This window comes from Romboutsia sp. LXY-2 (assembly GCF_056171995.1).
Genome location: NZ_JBKFGI010000003.1, coordinates 133,357 through 155,076 on the forward strand (window position 1 = coordinate 133,357; position 21,720 = coordinate 155,076).

A 21,720-nucleotide genomic window follows, 5' to 3' on the forward strand; every position below is an offset into this window, starting at 1 on the left:
TCTACATATTAATGATATAATAAATGAGTTTTATAATGTTGTATTTGGGTAAAGATAATTATATATACAATGACTAGTTCGTGACTATAAATTATAGATACAAAGGAGAAAAAATGAGAAAAGTAGAATTATTAGCACCAGCAGGTGATTTAGAAAGATTAAAAATAGCATTTACTTATGGAGCAGATGCATGTTATATAGGTGGAGAAATCTTTGGTATGAGATCGGCAGCTAAAAACTTCACTATAGAAGAAATGGAAGAAGGAGTTAAGTTTGCTCATGAAAGAGGAAAGCAAGTATTTGTTACAATAAATATTATTCCTAGAAATGAAGAGCTTGACCAATTAGAGAACTACTTATTAGAACTTGATAGAATAGGCGTAGATGCGGTTATAGTAAGTGATCCAGGTATATTAACTATGGTAAAACAAACTATACCAAACATGGAAATACACATAAGTACTCAAGCAAGTACTACAAACTCTCAAGGTGCAAACTTCTGGTACAACCAAGGTGCAAAGAGAGTCGTTATGGCTAGAGAATTATCATTTAAGGAAATAAAAGAATTAAGAGATAATACTCCAGAAGATATGGATATAGAAGCCTTCGTACATGGAGCTATGTGTATGTCATACTCTGGTAAATGTGTTATAAGTAATTACACAACTGGTAGAGATGCAAATAGAGGAGCTTGTGCTCAATCATGTAGATGGAAATATACGTTAGTTGAAGAAAAAGAACCTGGTAAATACGAGCCAGTACAAGAAGGAGTAGATGCTTCATTCTTCTTTAACTCAAAAGACTTATGTATGATAGAATATATTCCTGAAATATTTGAAAGTGGAATAACTAGTTTAAAGATAGAAGGAAGGATGAAAACTGCTTATTATGTAGCAACTACAGTTAGAGCATATAGAATGGCAATAGATGCTTACTATAAAGATCCAGAGAACTGGAAGTTTAATCCTATGTGGTTAGAAGAACTTAAAAAAGGAAGTCATAGAGATTACAATACTGGATTCTTCCTTAATAGACCTAATGAAACATCACACAACTATGAATCAGCATCTTATATAAGAAACTACGATTTTATAGGTATAGTTAGAGATCATGAAGAAAATTCAGATTTAGTTATAGTAGAACAAAGAAATAGAATGTTTGTTGGAGATAAAATAGAAGTTATAGGACCATTTAAAGAAACTATGAATGCTACTATATTAGAGATGTACAATGAAGAGGGAGAACCAATAGAATGTGCTCCACATGCAAGACAAATAGTTAAGATGAAGCTAGACTTAGAAGTTGGTAAAGATTATTTATTAAGAAAGCCAATTGCAACGATCAAAACAGTATAAGTTAACAAATAACTATTTGATAATTCAATCATAAGGAAAAGATGGATGCTTTAATAATTTTTTATTATTGTATTCATCTTTTTTGCTATGAATAATATTATATAGTATAAATTATTTTATATATCAATTTATAACCTAATATTGGAGGAATAAAAATGACATCTAGAAGTATCCTAGCAATACCATTAGTATGTATTGCGCTATTAACAGGATGCACAACTTCAAACACTAAAGAAAGCAAAGATACAAACATTACAAATATAGAAGCAATTAATATAGTTGAAGGTTATATAAGAGAAAATAAAATTTACTATCCAGATTATAATCAAGTTGTTATGTTAGATACTAAGGACAATGTATATCTTGTAGAGTCTTATTATACGATGTATGATGATGCAGGATTTTTAGATAAATATTGTATTGGTACCTTTAAAGTAGATGTAAGTAATGGTGAGGTTAGTGGAAGTACTAGTAAGCCATTACAAGAGTCTGTGTACAGAGGAATAGGTCAAGGCATTGAAAGAAGAACAGAGTGCTATTAATACTTTTAGATTGAATAAAAGGATATTACCATTAGATTGGTAATATCCTTTTGATTTTATAGTAAAATATGATAAGTAATTAGAATAGCAAAAGAAAATAGTATATAATAATCTATATAAAAAATAATAAAAATCGGAGAAAGGGAAGCTGAAATATTTAATGATACTTAAAATTATTATAAATATATTATTATCTATGTGTTTATTTTTTGAAATTATATCAAGAGAAAATAGCATGAACATATTAAGATATTCAATATTAATGAGTTTGATTTGTATTAGTATATCTTTATACATACTCAGTGATTTGAAAATTGTTAAAAAGCATAGAGAAAGAATATTATTAGGAAATGGAATATATATAGTAGTAGCATCTCTTCTATTTAATCCTTTGGTGGTTTTAATAGGACCAATAGTTAGCGATTATATTAAATCGAAGAAATATACTGAATTTTATATATGTATACTTTTAGTATTGAGTGTGATTTTACAAGTGAAACTTGGACTTAGCTATCTTTTAATATGTTTAGGAATTGTAGTAACAATGTTTACTTATGAAAGTGTAAAGAATCAACAGAGAAGAGAAGAAATTGAAAAGAATAATTATATATTAAGGGATAAAATACATTCGATAGAAGAAAAAAGACTGTTAGAGAAAAAGCTAAACTTACAAAATATAGAGTCAATAAAAATCGAAGAGAGAAATTTAATATCTCAAAAAATACATGATAATATAGGTCATACACTTGCTGGAAGTATAATGCAACTTGAAGCAGTTAAAATTGTAGTAAGTAAAGATGTTTCTAAAGGAATTGATATAATTGATAATATAGCTAATAACTTAAGAGAAGGGATGGATGAAATAAGACAAGCACTTAGAAACATAAAACCTGAGCAATCTCAAATCGGTATTAACCAACTAAGGCTAATCTTAGATGAATTTTCAAAAGAAAATAAAATATATACAGAGATAAAGCTTGAAGGCGATATTAATGATATAAGTGTAATATATTGGAGGGCAATAACAGATACAGTAAAAGAAAGTTTGACAAATACGATAAAGCATTCTGATGGAGATAATATTAGTATTGAAATTAGTGTATTGAATAAGATAGTAAGACTTTTCATTAAAGATAATGGAAGTAATAAGAGTAAATTTAATAAGGGTATGGGATTGTTAGGAATAGAAGAAAGAGTTGTTAATCTAGGTGGAGATGTGAGCTTTAATAATGGAGATGGATTTTCAACGCTAATAATTCTAAAGAGGTAAAGACATGATAAAAATAATAATAGTAGATGATGATATTTTAATAAGAGAAAGCTTAAAAATAATAATAGGAATTGATGAGGAAATAGAGGTTCTTGATACTTTAGAAAATGGTAAGGAATGTATAGATTATTTATTAAAAAATAATGTGGATATTGTTTTATTAGATATGAGGATGCCAATAATGAATGGTGAAGAAGTACTATCTGAAATAGAAAGAAGAAAAATTAACACAAAAGTACTAATACTAACAACCTTTGATGAAGATAGCTTAATTACCAGTGCGATAAAATATAACACTAATGGATATATATTAAAGAGCAGTAAACCAGATAAGATTATTAGTGCAATAAAGTCTGTCGCATTAGGAAATGGAGTTTTTGAAGCTGAGATAATTTCAAAACTTGCATCAACTAATGATGAGATAAAGAAATATGATTTCGATGAGTATGAGTTAACTGAAAGAGAAAAAGATGTTGTAAAATTAATCTCAAAAGGATTATCTAATAAAGAAATTTCTAAAGAACTTTTTTTATCTGAAGGAACAGTTAAAAATCATATCACTTCAATATTATCAAAAATGGATCTTAAGCATAGAACACAAATAGCAATTGAATATTTAAAGAAAGTCAAATAAAATAAGTTATAGCAATGATGTCATATACCTTTACAATAAATAAAAGCTAATCTAAGAGGTGAATATATGAAAATAAATGATTATTTATATGGAGAGTTTGAACTAGAAAATGTGTTAGAGGAATTAATTAATACAAAAGAAATACAAAGATTACATGGAGTATATCAAGGTGGAGCTAGTTTCATCGTAAATAAAAAATGGGATGTAACTAGATATGAACATAGTATAGGTACAATGCTCTTAATAAGAATATTAGGAGGAAGTATCGAAGAGCAAATAGCTGGTTTATTGCACGATATCTCACATACAGCATTTTCACATGTAGTAGATTATGCATTAGACAAAAGTTATGAAAATTATCATGAAATAATATTTGAAAAAGTAGTAAAAGAATCTAGTATTCCAAGTATACTAAAAAAATATGGTTTTAGTATAGATAATATACTAGATGAAAGTAAATGGAGCATTTTAGAAATGAAAGCTCCAAAGTTATGTGCTGATAGAGTCGATTACACACTTAGGGATACATACAAACATGGCAGGATAACAAAAAGTGAAGTAGATGATTTTATAAAATCACTATTTGTAGTAGATGGAGAAATAGTGATAAATTCAATAAAATATAGTGAGTGGTTTGTAGATACATATTATAAAGAAGTAGTAGAATATTTTATGCACCCATTAAACTTATTTGCATATGATAGGTTAGCTGAGGCAATTAGGATCTGCTTGAATAATGGAGAGTTAAGCAAAGATGATTTATTAAAAGAAGACAATCAAGTATTAGAAGTTTTAAATAAATCAAAGAATAATAGTGTAAAAAATATTTCAATGACTTTGAACAGCAAGCTAACAGTAATAGAAGATAAAGAAGATTATCAAATGCATAAAACTACAAAGTTAAGATTTGTAGACCCAACAGTTATAGTGGATGGAAGATGTATAGAATCATCTAAATTATCAAGTTTAATAAAAGATATAAACATGAAACTTACGGAAAAAGTAGAAAGTGGAGTATATTTAAAAAGGTTATAATATTAATACTTTTATCAAATTATTATGGAATAAGATATAGTAAACTGTTAATAATATCTTTTGTAAAAAATATTTATATATATGCTTGAATTTTCAGAAAAATAGTACTATAATCAACTTAAAATGTTATGTAAAGGAGGATTAAAAATGAAAAATTACTTTATTGATAGTATGTCAAAAATTAGACAATATTCATTTAACATTTCAGCATATTTTGCTGTTAGTGGGATAAGTGCGTCTAAAATTGAATATTACAACCAATAGAGTGAGAAAATAAATTTTTAATCTTGATATATAAATAACAAATAATGTATATCCGAGCAATTTATCTTGCTCGGATTTTTTAGTGTACAAATTTGTAGATTGATTTGCATGTTATAAACCCGAGGAAGATAAAAGTAAGGGACATAATATGGAGGTATTAATTATGATAGAGTTAGAAGTAAAAAACTTATGTAAGTATTATGGCGGAAATTTAATTTTTGATAATATAAATTTTGATGTTCATAGTAAAGACAGAGTAGCAATAGTTGGAAGAAATGGATGTGGGAAAAGTACAATTTTCAATATAATTGCTAATAAAGAAAGTAAGGATAAAGGGGAGATACTAATAAGAAAAGGGTTAAAGATAGGGTATTTAGAGCAAATACCAGAGTTTGACAATCTAAATGTTAAAGATATACTAAATCTTGGGTTTACTTATTTGATTCCAATTGAAGAGAAACTAAGAACATTAGAAAAAGAAATGCAAAATCTAAATTGTAATATGGATAGTGTTTTAGAAACCTATAGTAAACTTCAAACAGAATATGAAAACTTAGGTGGTTATGAAAAAGAAACATTCATATCAAAAATTTGCAAAGGATTAAATATTACTGATAGATACTTAAATCTAGATTTTAAAAGTCTTAGTGGAGGAGAAAAAACTAGAATATTAATAGGTAAAATATTACTAGAAAGTCCTGATATATTGTTATTAGATGAGCCAACAAATCATCTTGATATGAAAAGCGTAGAGTGGCTTGAAAATTATCTAAAAGACTATAGTGGATGTGTTATTATTATCTCCCATGATAGATATTTTTTAGATAAGGTGGTAACTAAGGTTGTTGAAGTAGAAAATTTATCATCAAAATTTTATATAGGGAATTACACAAGTTATGAAGAACAAAAAGAAGAAAATTTAGAATTAATGAAGCACCAATATAAAAATCAACAAAAGAAAATCGAATCTATGGAAGAGTCCATTAAACAATTAAAATTATTTTCTAGAAATGGATCAAATGAAAAGTTTATTAAGAGAGCTAAAAGTATGCAAAAGCGATTAGATAAGATGGATAAAATTAATAGACCATTTGAAAATAATGATAGTATGAAGATAAATATAGTCAATAATAGTAAACAATCACAAGATGTAATAAGTATAATTGACGGATCTAAATCTTTTGGAGATAAATTGTTATTTAAAGATATTGACATTTTAATAAGGAAAAGTGAAAATGTAGCACTAATAGGTGATAATGGTTGTGGCAAATCTACATTATTAAATATTATATTAAACAATGAAAAATTGGATAGTGGAAGCTTAAAGGTATCTGTTAACTCGAAAATAGGATATCTTCCTCAAAATGTTGAATTTGAAGATGATAATATGACTATTATAGATTGGTTCAGACAAGATATAAACATATTAGAAGGCAAGGCTAGAGAATATTTAGCTAAGTATATGTTTCACAAAGAAGATGTATTTAAAAAAGTTAAATCTCTTTCAGGTGGTCAAAAGTCTAGATTAAAGCTTAGTAAAATTCTTTACTTTGATATTAACTTGCTAATTCTTGATGAACCTACAAATCATTTAGATATTGAAAGTATTAAAGCTTTAGAGGAAGTACTGATGAAGTTTACGGGAAGCATACTATTTGTATCTCATGACAGATACTTCATAAATGTAATAAGTGATAGGATCTTATCTATAGAAAATAAATCAATATTTAACTATAATGGAGACTATGACTATTATAAAGAGAAAAGAGAAGAAAAAGAATTACTATATGATAATAGTAAGGTGAAAGAAACAGATATCGAAGCTAGTAATAATTATAAGAAAAATAATAATATCAATAAAACTCAGAAGGTGAAAAGTAATAATAAATATAAGTCTAACAATTTGGAAAAAGAGATCGAGAATTTAGAGATAAAGATAAAAGAAATAGATAATGTAATTGAAAATAATAGCTCTGACTATGAAAAGCTACAGTTACTTTATGAAGAGAAAAGTAAGATAGAAGAAGATTTAGATAATTTATTATGTAAGTATATGGAAATTTAATAATCATAGCTAGTAAATATAAGTTAGTAGTTTATTATTAAGTTCATATAAATATGAGTAGATTGAGGTAATTGTTATATGGTGGAAAATATATAAATAGAAAATTATGGGGGATATAATGGTAAATATAAAACGTATTGGTCAAAAAAATAAAAGTGATATAAATATTGCTAATGAGACATTTCCTATCTATGGAAAAATGGTTCCATCTTATATAAATGAACAATGGACATATACTATAAAACATTTTAATAAATATGAAGCCTATGAAATGACTTTTCCTGATACAAACTATAGCTACGATGAGCTTTATCAAAATAGTTTTTTTGTAGGTGCTTACTTAGGGGATGATTGCATTGGACTTGCCATTTATCAGAAATCATGGAATAAATATTTATATTTGTACGATTTGAAAGTGAACTTAAAGGCAAGAGGCTGTGGCATTGGACGAATGCTGATTGAGGAAGGGAAAAGTATAGCAAAGGAAAATGGGTACAAAGGAATATACACTCAAGGACAAGATAATAACCTTAATGCTTGTTTGTTCTATGTAAAGTCGGGATTTAAAATAGGAGGTCTTGACACTATGGTTTATTGCGGCACGAAGCAGGAAGGAAAAAGCGATATAATCTTTTATCTAAATATCTAAAATCCAGCTTATAGAGTAGTACAGTGAAGAATATTAATTTATTGTGAATTTTAAAATGCAACTATACAAGATAGAAAAATATCTTATATAGTTGTATTTTTTGTGCAATTAATCATGACTTTAGTCATAGTTAAATCATGACTATATACACTTAAAGAATTCCTGAAATTACCATATAATTAAAATATAAAGTTAAGATAAAGACATTATTAAATAAATGGAGGAGAAAAAATGAAATATGTTGAGATAAGTAATTTATATAAAAGCTTTGGTGATGAAATTGCAATTGAAAATCTGAATTTATCTATAGAAAAAGGAGAAATATTTGGATTATTAGGGCCAAATGGAGCAGGAAAAAGTACTACAATTAATATTCTTTGCTCTATTTTAGAAAAAGATAGAGGCAGTATTAAAATATGTGGTAAGGAGCTAGCGAAAAATGATCGAGGTATAAAAGGGAAACTAGGGATAGTACCTCAAGAATTAGCAATATTTGAGGATATGACAGCTTTAGAAAATGTAATGTTTTTTGGAAGTTTATATGGACTAAAAGGTAGAGAATTGAAAGCAAAGTCAATGGAGGCATTAGAGTTTGTAGGTCTAGAAAATACAAAAAAACTTAGTAAAACTTATTCTGGAGGTATGAAAAGAAGGCTAAATATTGCTTGTGGAATAGTACACAATCCAGAACTTTTAATATTAGATGAGCCCACAGTGGGAATAGATCCTCAATCTAGAAATCATATAATGAGATCTATTCAAAAACTAAATAAAAGTGGATGCACAATAATATACACATCTCACTATATGGAGGAAGTAGAAACTTTGTGCAATAATATTGCAATTATGGATAAAGGCAAGGTTATAGCAAAGGGTACAAAGGAAAGCCTAAAATTAATAATAAGTAATAAAAATAAGTTTGAAGTATTGGTAAGCGATATAACAGATATTGATGAGAATGAACTATTAGCTATAAAGGGAATTGATAGCATAGAGTTTAAGGAAAATAAGATATTTGTTAGCATAGATAGAGAAATCAATAGCTTAAATAAATTCATATCTTATCTATCTTCGAAGGAAGTAAAAATTTTAGATATTAAAAGTGATGTAGTAACTTTAGAAGATGTTTTCTTAAATCTTACAGGAAGAAAGCTTAGAGATTAGGGGTGGTGGTATGAGTATAATATTATCTTCTATAAAAAGGTCTATTCGAGACAAAAGTTCTTTATTAGCAAATTTAATGCTAGTATTGATTCTTCCATTTATATTTTCAATGATGTATGACACTGATTTAGAAAAAGAGACAATAAATTTGGGAATACATGGAGAGGAGAATAGCCAACTAACTATATCATATGTTGAGTTTATGAAAAACTTTGACAAAGAAAATGAAAATATAGAGTTAAATATTAAAGTAAATGATAAGGAAAATAGCAGTAATGTAGTTATTGAAATAGATGAAAGTAATAAATCTATAAATTTTAAAGGAAGTAAGACTTTAAGTATTGGAGAAAACATTGTAGCTGGAGTAAGTGAAGAGTTCTTTAATATGTTAAGCATGGAAGAAGTTATTTATCAGTCAGGAAATAATAAGAATTTTATTAATAATAATATAATTAAAAGTACTATCTTCGAAAATAATGAAGAAAAAGTTAATTATCAAGTATTTTTTTCAATTGTTATGTTAGAAATGGTAACTTTAGTTGGTAGTATATTTGCATTTAAAAATACATTTTATATAAAAGAAAATATAGGTCATAGAGCTAAAACATCGCCAATAAAAATTTCTAAGCTTATGACTTTTGAATTGGTAGGTTCCTTTATAATAATATTTTTACAATCAATAGTAATTTTATTTATGTCTTCAATTATTTATGGAGTAAATATTAATCTAAATAATATCATACCAATAGTTTTGTTGCTAGGGGCATTAAGCTTACTAGCTGTATCATTAGGTATATTGTGTTCTGCTATATCAAAGAAAAAGTCTATGGGAGAAAATATGGTATCGCTAATAGTAACAGCTATAACACTTGCTTCTGGGACACTAATGCCACACACAGATATTAGCAAAATGACGTTTACAGATATAAATCCATTTAAGTGGATACATCAATCTTTATTTTCTCTTGTAGAAAGTAGTAATGCACAATATTTTAATTTAGCACTAGGAATGACTATGACTTATTCAATAATAATGATGATAATAGCAGTAGTTATTTTAAATAGAAAGGTGGTGGACTAGATTGAAAAATATATTTATTATTTTAAAGCACAATTTAAAAAGTGTAATGAAAAATTGGTTCTGGTTAATAATCATCTTTCCACTAGTAATGGGTATAGGTTTTAATTTATTAATGAATAAAGTAGATAATAATATTACTAAAGGAGTATCTATAGCAGTATACAGTAATGATAAAAGTGAAGTGTTTGATAAATTGTTACCAAAAGATAAATTTAAAAAAATAGATATCAAAAATAGCCCACAAGAAGTAAAAGACATAGTAAACAATGGTAATGCAATAGTTGGATTAATAATCGATAGTAATGATTTATATAAAGATATAAAAGAAGGAAAAAGTAATCTTATAGAAATAATATCTAAAGAAGGATCATCAGAGAAAGACTATGTAGTGAGCATTATAAACAGTTATATTATTCAATTAACTTCTCTTGGAGATAGTAGAGAAGAATCTTTAAATTATTATAATAAATTTGATAGTAATAAGTATAGCTTTAATTATAGAGGTAGTGACTTAATTGTTGTCGTATATTATTTAACTACATTTGGTTTATTTAGTATGGGGTTCTTGCTTATAGCTGGAAGGGGACTAAATCCTTTATTAAAGGAAAAAGAAAATAAGATAGATAAAAGGATTTTGGTTTCAAAGATTAGCAAAGTAGAGTATATTTTAGGTCATATACTAGGCTGTTTTGTACTTCTAATGATGCAATGTTTAACACTATTGATTGCATTCATGGTTTTAAATAACAACTTCAATGTAGGCTTTGGATGGATGGTATTAATATCTTTTGCATTATCATTAATAGGAATTGCAATTTCTTTATTGGTGTTATCAGTTTCAAATAATTCAACTATGTACTATACCTTATTAACAATAGTAATTACTCCTATATCACTTTTAAGTGGAGGATTTATACCAATCGAGTTTATGCCAGATATGGTACAAAAGTTATCTTTAGTATCTCCCTTAACATGGATAAATTCAGCTTTTAAAAAGATAATTATGAGTGGGGAAGTTAGTGGTATAATATTAGATTTCGTAGCATCTATTGCAATATCAGTAGTGTTAATTATGTTATATTTGTTAATAGAATCAAGGAAAAAGGCTAAAACAGAATAAAAGAAGAAGGGATACAATTTAAATTTAATTGTATCCTTTTATAATGTTAAGAACTTTAGGTAAAACTAAATTGGAGATGTAAAAAGGAGAGTAAATATGGATAATAAATTTACAGCAAGAACATCATTAATTATTGGAGAGGATGGAGTAGAAAAACTGAAAAACTCTCATATTCTTGTAGTTGGAGTAGGTGGAGTAGGAAGCTTTTGTGCAGAAGCTTTAGTTAGATGTGGAGTAGGAAATATGACAATAGTTGATTACTCTGAAGTTGAGTTAACAGATTTTAATAGGCAGTTACCAGGACTTAACTCAAATTTAGGAAAAGATAAAGTAGAAGTAGTGAAAGAAAGGCTTATTGATATTAATAAGGATTTGAATATAAGCGCAATAAAAGCAATTTTTAATGAAGAAAACAGTAAAGATATATTAAACAAGCAATATGACTATGTAGTAGATGCAATAGATATGGTTTCATCTAAAATTCATCTTATAGAAGAATGTACTAAGAAAGAAATTCCTATTATTAGCTCCATGGGAATGGGCAATAAGTTAGATCCAACAAAGATAGAAATAAGTGATATTTCAAAAACACACACATGCCCTTTGGCTAAAGTAGTAAGAAAAGAGTTAAGAGATAGAAATATAAATCATTTAAAGGTAGTTTTTTCAACGGAGCAACCATTAGAAGTAAAGGAAAAAGTTTCTAATGGACATAGAATATTACCTGGAAGTTTATCTTTTATGTCATCAAGTGGTGGATTAGCGATGGCATCTCAGGTAGTAAAAGATATTTTAGGTTTATAAAAATATGTAAAGGTATTAATGAATTATAGTTAATACCTTTATTTTTATGTAAATATATAAAAGATTTATATAAAAGTTAACAAATGAACTACTAATGGAATATATATATTGTATGCAAGATATAAGGAGGTGGATTTATTGAATAGAGCAGAGTTAAAGGAACTTTCTAAGAGTCAACTGAAAGGGCATTGGAAAATACCTGTACTTACAATGTTGGCTTATTGTATAGTAACTATAATAATCTCTACAATACAGGAGCATTCCTATTCAGGAATAGGAGTATTTTTATGCTTTGTTATACTTTTAGGCTTTGAAGTTTGGGCATTTGTTGGATTCCCAAATTTTTATTTGTTATTCATTGAAAAAGAGGGAAATGCTACCTATAAAGATTTATTAGTTTCAAAGGGAGTATTATTAAAATCACTAGGATATATTGTTTTAATGTCAGTAATAGGAGCGATCATTGGTATTGTAATAGGATTAGCAACTGTTTCATCAATGACATATGTTTTATTTAGCGATGGACATTTTGGTGCAGTATCATGGTCTTTAATAATAATAACAATAATAATAGCGGTTGGATTAACTATTTTTAGTTTAGCAATAGCAATGACAGGATATATCATAGTAGATAAGCAAAATGTTGGATTATTTGAGGCAATAGGCCTAAGTATGAAGATGATGAAAGGTTATAAGTGGGAATTATTTGTAATATACCTAAGCTTTATTGGATGGGGAATTCTGAGCATCTTAACACTTGGTATTGGATATTTATGGTTAGCACCATACATGACTTTAACTGTTACTAATTTTTATAAACAATTAGACCATAACAATAGTAATCCAGAAGAATACTCAGAATACTAGAAAATTAGTGCTATTTAGTTAAGTTAATAAAAAATAAGTGCCGATAAACTATACTGCTTTAATCATATAGTTTATTGGCACTTTTTATATAAGAATTACTAATCTAGTAAAGTATTTACTATATATTTTTTATCATTTGTAATATAAACTCTATTTACTCTTTTTGTTAAGCAGCATAATATTTCATGGTCAATAGTTCCCATTTTGCTAGATATATCACCTATTCTGATTCCATCAATATCACCAATTAGTGTTACTTCATCTTCCATATTTACTTCTAAATCAGCCGGTATCTCTATCATAGTTTGGTCCATACAAATTCTACCTACAATATTAACTAATCTACCATTTATAAAAGCCTTAGGATACTTTTGAGTTCTAGGGAAACCATCTGCATAACCAACTGGCATAGTAGCTATTTTTACATCTTTTCTAGCTGTGTATACTCCTGCATAACTTACACTAGTGCCTTTAGTAATTGTTTTTATATTACTTATTTTACTTTTTAATTCTAAACCAGTTTTAAGTGAGATATCTCTTTTAACTTCATCAGAAGGGTAACATCCATATAAAGAAATACCTAATCTTACCATATTGAAGTCATAATCTCTTAAATCTAAGATTGCAGCACTGTTAGATACGTGCTTTATAGGAACATTTAAATTAGCTTCATTTAATGCATTTATTACAACGTTAAACTTACTCATTTGATTAGAAGTTGCTTCTTTATTTTCTTCATCAGACTTTGCAAAGTGAGTATATATACCCTCAACTAATACATTTTCTAGTTTAATTATTTGCTTTATTTCTTCTAAAGAATCATCGTTAACAACAAAACCAATTCTACTCATACCTGTATCTATTTTTATGTGTACATAAGCTTTTTTATTGAACACTTTAGCAAACTCATTTACCTTCTTTGCTACTTCTAGAGAGTACACAGTTATTCTTATATTATTTTCTATTGCATGTTGAATTTTACATTCATCTATATAACCCATACATAATATAGGTTTTTGAATATTTGCTTTTACAAGAGCAAGTCCTTCTTCTAACCTTGCAACTGAAAAGAAATCTACATTTTTTTCACTGTCTAAGAATTTAGAGACTTCTACAGCTCCATGACCGTAAGCATCTGCCTTAACAACACAGCAAAGCATAGTATCTTTATTTAAAGCTTTCTTAACATTATCTACATTGAATTTTATATTTTCTAAGTTTACTTCTATCCATGTACTTGAATTTATTTTCATATTATTACCTCAGCTTTCAATTAAACGTAAATTTTAAATAGATATATATAATTATTAAATTGAATTTAAAAATTTTGAGATTAAATTAATATGATTTAATTTAATCAACTGAAATGATAATAACATTTATACAATTAAAAATCAATATAATTTAATAAAGATGATTAAAATTAAATTATATTTAATGTCATATAATAAGAGATAGTTAAATTTAAGTAAATATAGAATATTAATTATCTATCGAAGATAGAATGTGTATAGAATTTATCTATACATATATATCTTAAATAATTATATGTTAAAATATTAATTAAGCAGTGTTTTATAGGAGGAGACTTATGATAATAGATACTCATATTCACGAAAATAAATATTCTTTTGATAGTTTTATAGATTTTAAAGAGTGCATACATAAAGCTAAAACTATTGGTTTAGATGGTTTGTGTATAACTAACCATGATAATAATGATATGATAAATGATATCGGAAACTCAACACTTATTGATAATACTCTAATCATTGTAGGTGCAGAAATATTAACATTTGAGGGAGATATACTTGTTTTTGGCGTAAGAGATATCCCAAAGCATAAGGTATCAGCTAAAGAGCTTTTGACATATGTAAATGAAAAAGGAGGTGCAGCAGTTGCAGCTCATCCTTTTAGAAATAATAATCGTGGTATAGGCAATAATATGAAAGAATTAAGCCATCTATTAGTAGGGGTGGAATCATTTAACGGAAGTACTCTACCTAATCATAATGTACAATCCTATAAATTATCAGCAGAGCTTAATTTACCATCTTTAGGTGCAAGTGATGCTCATATAATTGATAAAGTTGGAACTTTTGCTACTAACTTTAACTATAAAATAAGAGACCATAGAGATTTTATTGAAGCATTGAAAGGTGGTAATTTTAATCCTGTAGTGAAAGAAGGAAACATGTTTAAAGATATTAAATGTTATTACGAAAAACATATAAATACATTATTAGATTGTGTTTAATTGAAAATATGCATATTAGATTTTTTTAAGGTTATTTAGAAGTTATATTCTAGATAACCTTTTTTGATAATGAGACTAGTTTCATAAGTTATACATTAATCATACTATACTCTAATAGTATTTTATAATGATTACTAGGAGGGGACAATAGTATGGTGTTTAAGATATCAGATATAGTTGTTATTAAAGATGATGAAAACAAAGATTTGTGGGAAATTACAAATATAATAAATGGATATGTAAACTTGAAAGGTAAAACAAAGCGTTCACTTAAAGTAGTTAAAATTAATGAAATAGAAAAAGCACAAAAAGATATAATAGACATGAAAGTTAAAGAAAGAAAAGAATATTTAAATTACATGTGCAACAATGTTAATTACCTAGGTCGAAAAAATAGACGTAGGGGTAATTCTGAAGAAACTCAAATATTTCAACTTCCTGGGAGTATACTACATCTTGACACTGATAAAGATTATTTAGAACAGTGTCTAACATTATACAAAAACTTAAATATACAAGCAGTTGGGTTTGTATTAGATCCTAAAGAAATGCCGCTGCAGGTAACCTATTTACTTAAAAAAAATAATCCGGATATATTGGTAATTACAGGTCATGATTTATATCAAGAAGGTAAGGATCCATTAGATATTAACTCTTATACAAATTCTAAATATTTCGCCCAAACAGTTTCTAAAGCAAGAGAGTATGAAAAAGATTCAGATTCATTAATGATATTTGCAGGAGCTTGCTCATCTTTTTTTGAACTTTTAATTTTAGTAGGAGCAAACTTCGCATCTTCTCCTAAGAGAATAGAGATAGAAGCATTAGATCCTGCGGTTGTTGCGTGTCATATTGCTCTAACTCCAAGATTAACTCCTGTAGATTTAATGGACTGTATAGAAGATACTGTATCAACTTATGATGGGATAGGTGGGGTACAAACAGGTGGTGCTTTAAAGTACGCAACCTTTCCAAGCATAAATGGGCTATCAAATACTAGTATGAGTTGGCAATCATATGATCATTGTATGAATTCTTTTTCGCAGTATAGTGAAAATAGCTATGAGTACGCTAATAATATTTGTAATATTTTTTATGGGGAATCATTAAAGCAAAATGACTGTATGTATGAATGTGTATATAATAAAGGTCTTGATGAGGAAAATTGTAGTGCTTATGTATGCAGAAAAGCAAATTCAGAAGATGAAAAACTAAATAACATAACAATAGTTATAGATCCAGGACACTCTTCTGTAGGTAATGTGAAGAATTTAGCTAGTTTCGATAGATTTCCTAAAGATAAGGAGTATGAAATAAACTACAGTATAGGAATTAAACTAAAAGATATACTTGAGGGCTATGGTTATGACGTGATAATGACAAAAAGAAGATATGATGAATTAGTGAGTAATGAGGATAGAACTAAAATAGCCAATGAAGTGGATGCAGATTTAGTACTAAAGTTGCACTGTAATAGGGATAATGATAAATATACTAATGGAGCTTTAGGTATTGTATCTTACGATAGTGAATATGATAATGATATATTAAGTATGAATAGAAATAGTTATTGTGAGAATATAATAAATGAATATTGTAATAGAATTCACATTAAAAATAGAGGTGTAATAAAAAAGAAAAATTTTAGGTTATTTAGTGGTTATAATGTACCAGTAGTATTGCTGGGAATGGGATTTTTAACTAATAGCAACGATAATAATATACTAAATGATAATTTGAATTTAGAAAATATAGCACAGGCAATCGCTAACGGGGTAGTGAAATGTTTTAACAATAATTAATAAGTTTATAAAAATTGATAGTATTTAGCGGTTAAATTTACCTAAACTAAAATAGATTATAAAAAGGTATTGATGTAAATTTACATCAATACCTTTTTTATGTATGCTAAAATTCATGATAGCACACAATCTGCGTATAACCCATGTAACCAAGTGATAGAAAAGACAACGATAGTAAGTAAAATGAAATCGCCGACGTAGTCGCTTGAAAAAGCTTTTTAGCAACAGACGATGCATTTGGCTACATGCACGAAGCAAATTTATATTAAGATAAAGCTTTTACTTCTTTATAACAATCTAAATCGCTATATAACTCATCTTTGTATGGATTGACCTTAGTTTTACTAACTTTAGAAACCATGTAAATGAAAACTGATATATTTCCTAATAAAGCAACTAAACTTACTAAAAATAAAGCTGTAGGATTTAGAGAAGCTTTTACAGCAAATTTAGATGTATCAGTGAAGGAAGGTACAGTCATAGCAAACATTACCCAAAAAGCAAGGGTATGAGCTCTATGTTGTAACCAAGCACCTTTTCCAAATATAAATGCACATACTGTTGGAGCAAATAATAATGCAATACCACAGTACCAAGCATGATCACCTAAACAATTATATGTATAAGCGAAGTTCCATAAATCATATGCAATAATCCAGAACCAACACATATCAGGCCATAACATATCTTTACTTTTACTTTGGCTAATACAGATACCTACCCATCCAGTTATGGTAATAATATTTAATATTCCAGCAATACCATTCATGTAGTTCCAAGATCCACTTGTCATCATCATACCCTCGTATAGCTGAGCATTTAAACCAAGTGATCCAATTTGAAAATCACGAATTACAGCTTCAAGTATGTTAATAGCCAGGATTAATGGTGGAAAATATAAGACCCACTTATGATTAGTTGCACCTTTAATATGGCGCATCGCCCAGAACCCCATGCATCCAGCTAAAGCTGAGTAAACCTTTGCATAATGGAACCAAGTATCCATACTAGTACCATCTACAGTCTTTGGCCATACAAAGAAAGTAAGTATTATTGGCAATACCAAGAAAAATGCGATTCCTCCCCATTTCGAACGACGGCTAAGCTCATTAAATAAAATTAATACTATAAAAACGAAAAATAACATTAGCCAATTACTTATTGGCTGTGCTTCAAATAAGTACATAAGATTATCCCCTCATTTTAAAAATTGTTAAATAAACATCAATTCAAAGTAATAATAGCATAATAAAACGCAAAAATCATCAAAATAAATATAAATCAAAATAAAATAAATTCAAACTATAAAATATTCAAAATAAATAAATGTCAAGGTATTACGATTATGCTATAATTTAAGTAAGTAAGTCATTGTTACGAAAAAGGGGGGATATCTATGGAATCATATAAAATAATAGAAATTAAGGAGAGCGTTTTTGAAAATAATGATAAAGACGCAGATTTATTAAGAGAGCAGTTGAAAATCGAGAAAACGTTTTTGTTGAATTTGATGTCATCACCAGGTTCTGGAAAAACAACTACTGTATTAAGAACTATTGAAAAATTAAAGGGAGAAATGAATATAGGAATTTTAGAGGCAGACATAGATTCTGATGTAGATGCCAATACTGTTTCAAAGACGGGAGCAAAAGTGATTCAGTTACATACAGGGGGAATGTGCCATCTAGATGCTGATATGACAAGACAAGGACTAAATGGACTAGGAACAGAAGGTATTGATTTTGCGATATTAGAAAACGTAGGGAATTTAGTTTGTCCTGCTGAATTTGACACAGGAGCTTCAAAAAATGCAATGATTTTAAGTGTACCTGAAGGGCATGATAAATCATTAAAATACCCATTAATGTTTTCGATAGTAGATGTTTTATTAATAAATAAGATGGATGTAATAGATTATTTTGATTTTGATTTAGATGCTGTTACAAATCATGTAAAGAGGATAAATCCAAAGGTTAAGATAATTCCAATTTCAGCAAAAACTGGCGAAGGTATAGATGAATGGGCAAATTGGATAAGAGAAGAAGTATATAGTTGGAATAATAATCGTTAAATAAAAAATTAACTATATAAAGTTTGGGGGGGGGAGTTTATGGCGATTAAGATGAAAGTTTTAGAATTTGCTAATAAAGTTAGTAAAAAGAAAATGGGTTCGAAAAATGAAATTAAAAGTACAGATCCAGAGTATATGATACTAGAACCAGTAGTTAGTGATGAAATGGCTGAAGTAGCGTTGTGTCTAAAAATGCGTACTCCAATGGATGCTAAAGAAGTAGCAACATTATGTAATAAATCCATCGAAGAAACAGAAAAATTACTTTGGGATTTAGCAGTAGCAGGTGTTTGTTTTGTAAATAAAAGAGATGGTATTGATGTATATTGGTATGATACTTGGGTACCAGGCATAATGGAAATGATGGTCAACAATAAAGAAAATGTAAAAAAATATCCACAAATTGCTGAAGCCTTTGAAGCTTATGGAAGAGTTAGAGGACCAAAAACTGCAGGTAGTTTTCCAGTAGGTATAGGCTTAATGCGTGTTATACCAATAGAAAAGGCAATAGAAGGAGAAACAAGAAGAGCTTCATATGAAGAAGTATCGAAATATTTAAATGACAATACAATTTTCTCAGTATCTGATTGTTCTTGCCGTACATCTAGAGAAATAATGGGTGAAGGATGCGGTCACTTAAAGGAAGATATGTGTATACAAATGGGACATGCGGCAGAGTATTATATTCGTACAGGTAGAGGGCGTGAAATTACAAAAGAAGAAGCTTTTGAAATAATAAAAAGAGCAGAAGAAAACGGACTAATGCATCAGATTCCGAATCTTGATGGTTCAGGAAAAACTCATGCTATATGCAACTGTTGCGGATGTTCATGCTTAGCGTTAAGAACTGCAGGTATGTTTAGAAATACAGATATGGTTCGTTCAAATTATGTATCAAAAGTTGATAAAGAAAAATGCGTTGCTTGTGGCGAATGTGTAGATAACTGTCCAGTTAATGCATTAAGGTTAGGGCAAAAATTATGTGGAAATACACCAATAAAAGAGAAGAAGGTAGTTACACCTCGTGATACAGAATGGGGACCTGAGCACTGGAATCCAGAATATAGATACAATAGACAAGATGTGGTTGATACTGGTACAAGTCCATGTAAAACTGAGTGCCCTGCACATATAGGAATTCAAGGTTATATAAAGCTTGCATCTCAAGGCAGATATAAAGAGGCACTACAATTAATTAAAAATGAAAATCCATTTCCAGCAGTATGTGGACGTATATGCCCAAGAAAATGTGAATCAGCTTGTACTAGAGGAGATATAGATGAACCTGTAGCAATAGATGAAATAAAAAAATTTATAGCTGAACAAGATCTAAATTCAGAGCATAGATATATACCACAAGTAAGACATCAATATGGTAAAAAAATTGCAATAATAGGTGGGGGACCATCAGGTTTATCTTGTGCTTACTATTTATCACTTGATGGATACAAAGTTACAGTTTTTGAAAAACAAAAGGTACTTGGTGGTATGCTTACTCTTGGAATACCTAAGTTTAGATTGGAAAAAGAAGTAGTAAATGCGGAAATAGAAATATTAGCAGAGTTGGGCGTTGAGTTTAAGACTGGAATTGAAGTTGGAAAAGATATCTCAATAGATGAATTAAGGTATCAAAGCTATGAAGCTTTTTATATTGCAATAGGTGCACAAGCAGGTAGATTGTTAAATATAGAAGGCGAAAATGCTGAAGGTGTAATAGCAGGTGTTGATTTTGTTCGTAATATAAATTTAGGTGAAAAAATTAAACTTGAAGGAAATGTAGTAGTTATTGGCGGAGGAAATGTTGCTATTGATGTAGCAAGAAATGCCACAAGAGTAGGAGCATCTAAAGTAGATATGTTCTGCCTAGAAACTCGTGAAACTATGCCAGCACTTAGTGAGGAAATAGAAGAAGCTATAGAAGAAGGAATAAAGATAAATAACTCTTGGGGACCAAATAGAATACTTACTGATAGTGGGATAGTAGTAGGAGTAGAATTTAAAAAATGTATATCAGCTTTCGATGAAAATGGAAGGTTTAATCCAAAATATGATGAAAATGAAGTAAAGGTAGTAGAAGCTAACTATGTTTTAATATCAGTTGGTCAAGCTATAGAGTGGGGAAATTTATTAAAAGGATGTAATGTTAAATTAAATCCTAATAATACAATTATAGCTGATTCATTAACATATCAAACTGGAGAAACTGATATTTTTGCAGGAGGAGATTCATATACTGGTCCAAGATTTGCAATTGATGCAATAGCTGCTGGTAAGCAAGCCGCCATATCTATTCATCGTTTTGTACAACCAGGACAAAGCTTAACAATAGGACGTAGTAAAAGGCAATATCAATCTTTAGATAAAGCAGATCTCAATCTTGATGGATATGATAGAATGCCTAGACAAAGTGTACCTCATGTAAATCCTTCTAAATCAAAAGAAAGCTTTAAAGATTTAAGAGGTACATTTACTGAAGAGCAAATAATAAAAGAAACTGAACGTTGTTTAAGTTGTGGAGCAACAACAGTTGATGAATTTATGTGTGTTGGATGTGGAGCATGTACTACTAAATGTAAATTTGATGCTATATCATTAGAAAGAGTATATGATGGTGAAGGTGCAGCATATGAAGATGTAAAACCTATAGTGGCAAAACATATAATTAAGCGTAAAGTAAAGATAGGGGTTAAGAAGGTTAAAAATATTTTCTCAACTAATGAATAATGGCATTTTAAAGTAA

General features: G+C 28.4%; 18 protein-coding genes. 16 read left to right on the top strand and 2 right to left on the bottom strand.

Annotation, left to right across the window (positions count from 1 at the left end; genetic code table 11):
- Window positions 1-113 precede the first annotated feature (113 nt).
- The 12 genes from ACI48P_RS06485 (at window position 114) to ACI48P_RS06540 (ending at window position 12,850) form a co-directional block, all read left to right on the top strand.
- Window positions 114-1,355, top strand: a complete 1,242-nt coding sequence (locus ACI48P_RS06485; RefSeq protein WP_475214666.1) for a peptidase U32 family protein — start codon at window positions 114-116, stop codon at window positions 1,353-1,355.
- Window positions 1,356-1,510: 155 nt separating this feature from the next.
- Window positions 1,511-1,897 (top strand): hypothetical protein, encoded by a 387-nt coding sequence (locus ACI48P_RS06490; RefSeq protein ID WP_475214667.1) that lies wholly within the window; start codon window positions 1,511-1,513, stop codon window positions 1,895-1,897.
- Between the two features lie 235 nt (window positions 1,898-2,132).
- Window positions 2,133-3,167 (top strand): sensor histidine kinase, encoded by a 1,035-nt coding sequence (locus tag ACI48P_RS06495; protein WP_475214668.1) that lies wholly within the window; start codon window positions 2,133-2,135, stop codon window positions 3,165-3,167.
- Window positions 3,168-3,171: 4 nt separating this feature from the next.
- Window positions 3,172-3,801 (top strand): response regulator, encoded by a 630-nt coding sequence (locus tag ACI48P_RS06500; RefSeq protein ID WP_475214669.1) that lies wholly within the window; start codon window positions 3,172-3,174, stop codon window positions 3,799-3,801.
- A 66-nt stretch (window positions 3,802-3,867) separates the two neighbouring features.
- Window positions 3,868-4,836, top strand: coding sequence for an HD domain-containing protein (locus ACI48P_RS06505; protein WP_475214670.1), 969 nt, complete (start codon window positions 3,868-3,870; stop codon window positions 4,834-4,836).
- 427 nt (window positions 4,837-5,263) lie between these two features.
- Window positions 5,264-7,165: a ribosomal protection-like ABC-F family protein gene (gene abc-f / locus ACI48P_RS06510; RefSeq protein WP_475214671.1), complete on the top strand. Its 1,902-nt coding sequence runs from the start codon at window positions 5,264-5,266 to the stop codon at window positions 7,163-7,165.
- A 118-nt stretch (window positions 7,166-7,283) separates the two neighbouring features.
- A complete protein-coding gene (locus ACI48P_RS06515; RefSeq protein WP_475214672.1) occupies window positions 7,284-7,814 on the top strand; it encodes a GNAT family N-acetyltransferase in 531 nt (176 codons plus the stop codon).
- Between the two features lie 231 nt (window positions 7,815-8,045).
- Entirely contained in the window at window positions 8,046-8,978 is a 933-nt protein-coding gene (locus ACI48P_RS06520; RefSeq protein WP_475214673.1) for an ABC transporter ATP-binding protein, read from the top strand.
- 10 nt (window positions 8,979-8,988) lie between these two features.
- On the top strand, window positions 8,989-10,059 hold the full coding sequence (locus ACI48P_RS06525; RefSeq protein ID WP_475214674.1) for an ABC transporter permease: 1,071 nt from the start codon (window positions 8,989-8,991) through the stop codon (window positions 10,057-10,059).
- A gap of 1 nt (window position 10,060) precedes the next feature.
- The gene (locus tag ACI48P_RS06530; protein ID WP_475214675.1) at window positions 10,061-11,179 is read left to right on the top strand and encodes an ABC transporter permease; all 1,119 of its coding nucleotides are present in this window, start codon (window positions 10,061-10,063) and stop codon (window positions 11,177-11,179) included.
- Window positions 11,180-11,275: 96 nt separating this feature from the next.
- Window positions 11,276-11,983, top strand: a complete 708-nt coding sequence (locus ACI48P_RS06535) for a tRNA threonylcarbamoyladenosine dehydratase (protein WP_475214676.1) — start codon at window positions 11,276-11,278, stop codon at window positions 11,981-11,983.
- A gap of 138 nt (window positions 11,984-12,121) precedes the next feature.
- Complete coding sequence (locus tag ACI48P_RS06540) at window positions 12,122-12,850, top strand: DUF975 family protein (protein ID WP_475214677.1); 729 nt, start codon at window positions 12,122-12,124, stop codon at window positions 12,848-12,850.
- Window positions 12,851-12,948: 98 nt separating this feature from the next.
- On the opposite strand, the gene alr is transcribed toward ACI48P_RS06540, so the two are convergent.
- Window positions 12,949-14,103 carry an alanine racemase gene (gene alr, locus ACI48P_RS06545; protein ID WP_475214678.1) on the bottom strand — a complete coding sequence of 385 codons (1,155 nt, stop codon included), beginning with the start codon at window positions 14,101-14,103 and terminating at the stop codon, window positions 12,949-12,951.
- A 338-nt stretch (window positions 14,104-14,441) separates the two neighbouring features.
- Between alr and ACI48P_RS06550 the strand changes: the two genes are divergently transcribed.
- Window positions 14,442-15,107 (top strand): PHP domain-containing protein, encoded by a 666-nt coding sequence (locus tag ACI48P_RS06550; protein WP_475214679.1) that lies wholly within the window; start codon window positions 14,442-14,444, stop codon window positions 15,105-15,107.
- 152 nt (window positions 15,108-15,259) lie between these two features.
- Entirely contained in the window at window positions 15,260-16,909 is a 1,650-nt protein-coding gene (locus ACI48P_RS06555) for a sporulation peptidase YabG (protein ID WP_475214680.1), read from the top strand.
- Between the two features lie 265 nt (window positions 16,910-17,174).
- Here the strand turns inward: ACI48P_RS06555 and ACI48P_RS06560 are convergent, their stop codons facing one another.
- On the bottom strand, window positions 17,175-18,095 hold the full coding sequence (locus ACI48P_RS06560; protein WP_475214681.1) for a DUF5692 family protein: 921 nt from the start codon (window positions 18,093-18,095) through the stop codon (window positions 17,175-17,177).
- Between the two features lie 210 nt (window positions 18,096-18,305).
- Between ACI48P_RS06560 and hypB the strand changes: the two genes are divergently transcribed.
- Together hypB and ACI48P_RS06570 are read left to right on the top strand one after the other, a co-directional pair.
- The gene (hypB, locus tag ACI48P_RS06565) at window positions 18,306-18,980 is read left to right on the top strand and encodes a hydrogenase nickel incorporation protein HypB (protein WP_475214682.1); all 675 of its coding nucleotides are present in this window, start codon (window positions 18,306-18,308) and stop codon (window positions 18,978-18,980) included.
- A 39-nt stretch (window positions 18,981-19,019) separates the two neighbouring features.
- The gene (locus ACI48P_RS06570; protein WP_475214683.1) at window positions 19,020-21,704 is read left to right on the top strand and encodes an FAD-dependent oxidoreductase; all 2,685 of its coding nucleotides are present in this window, start codon (window positions 19,020-19,022) and stop codon (window positions 21,702-21,704) included.
- Window positions 21,705-21,720 lie beyond the last annotated feature (16 nt).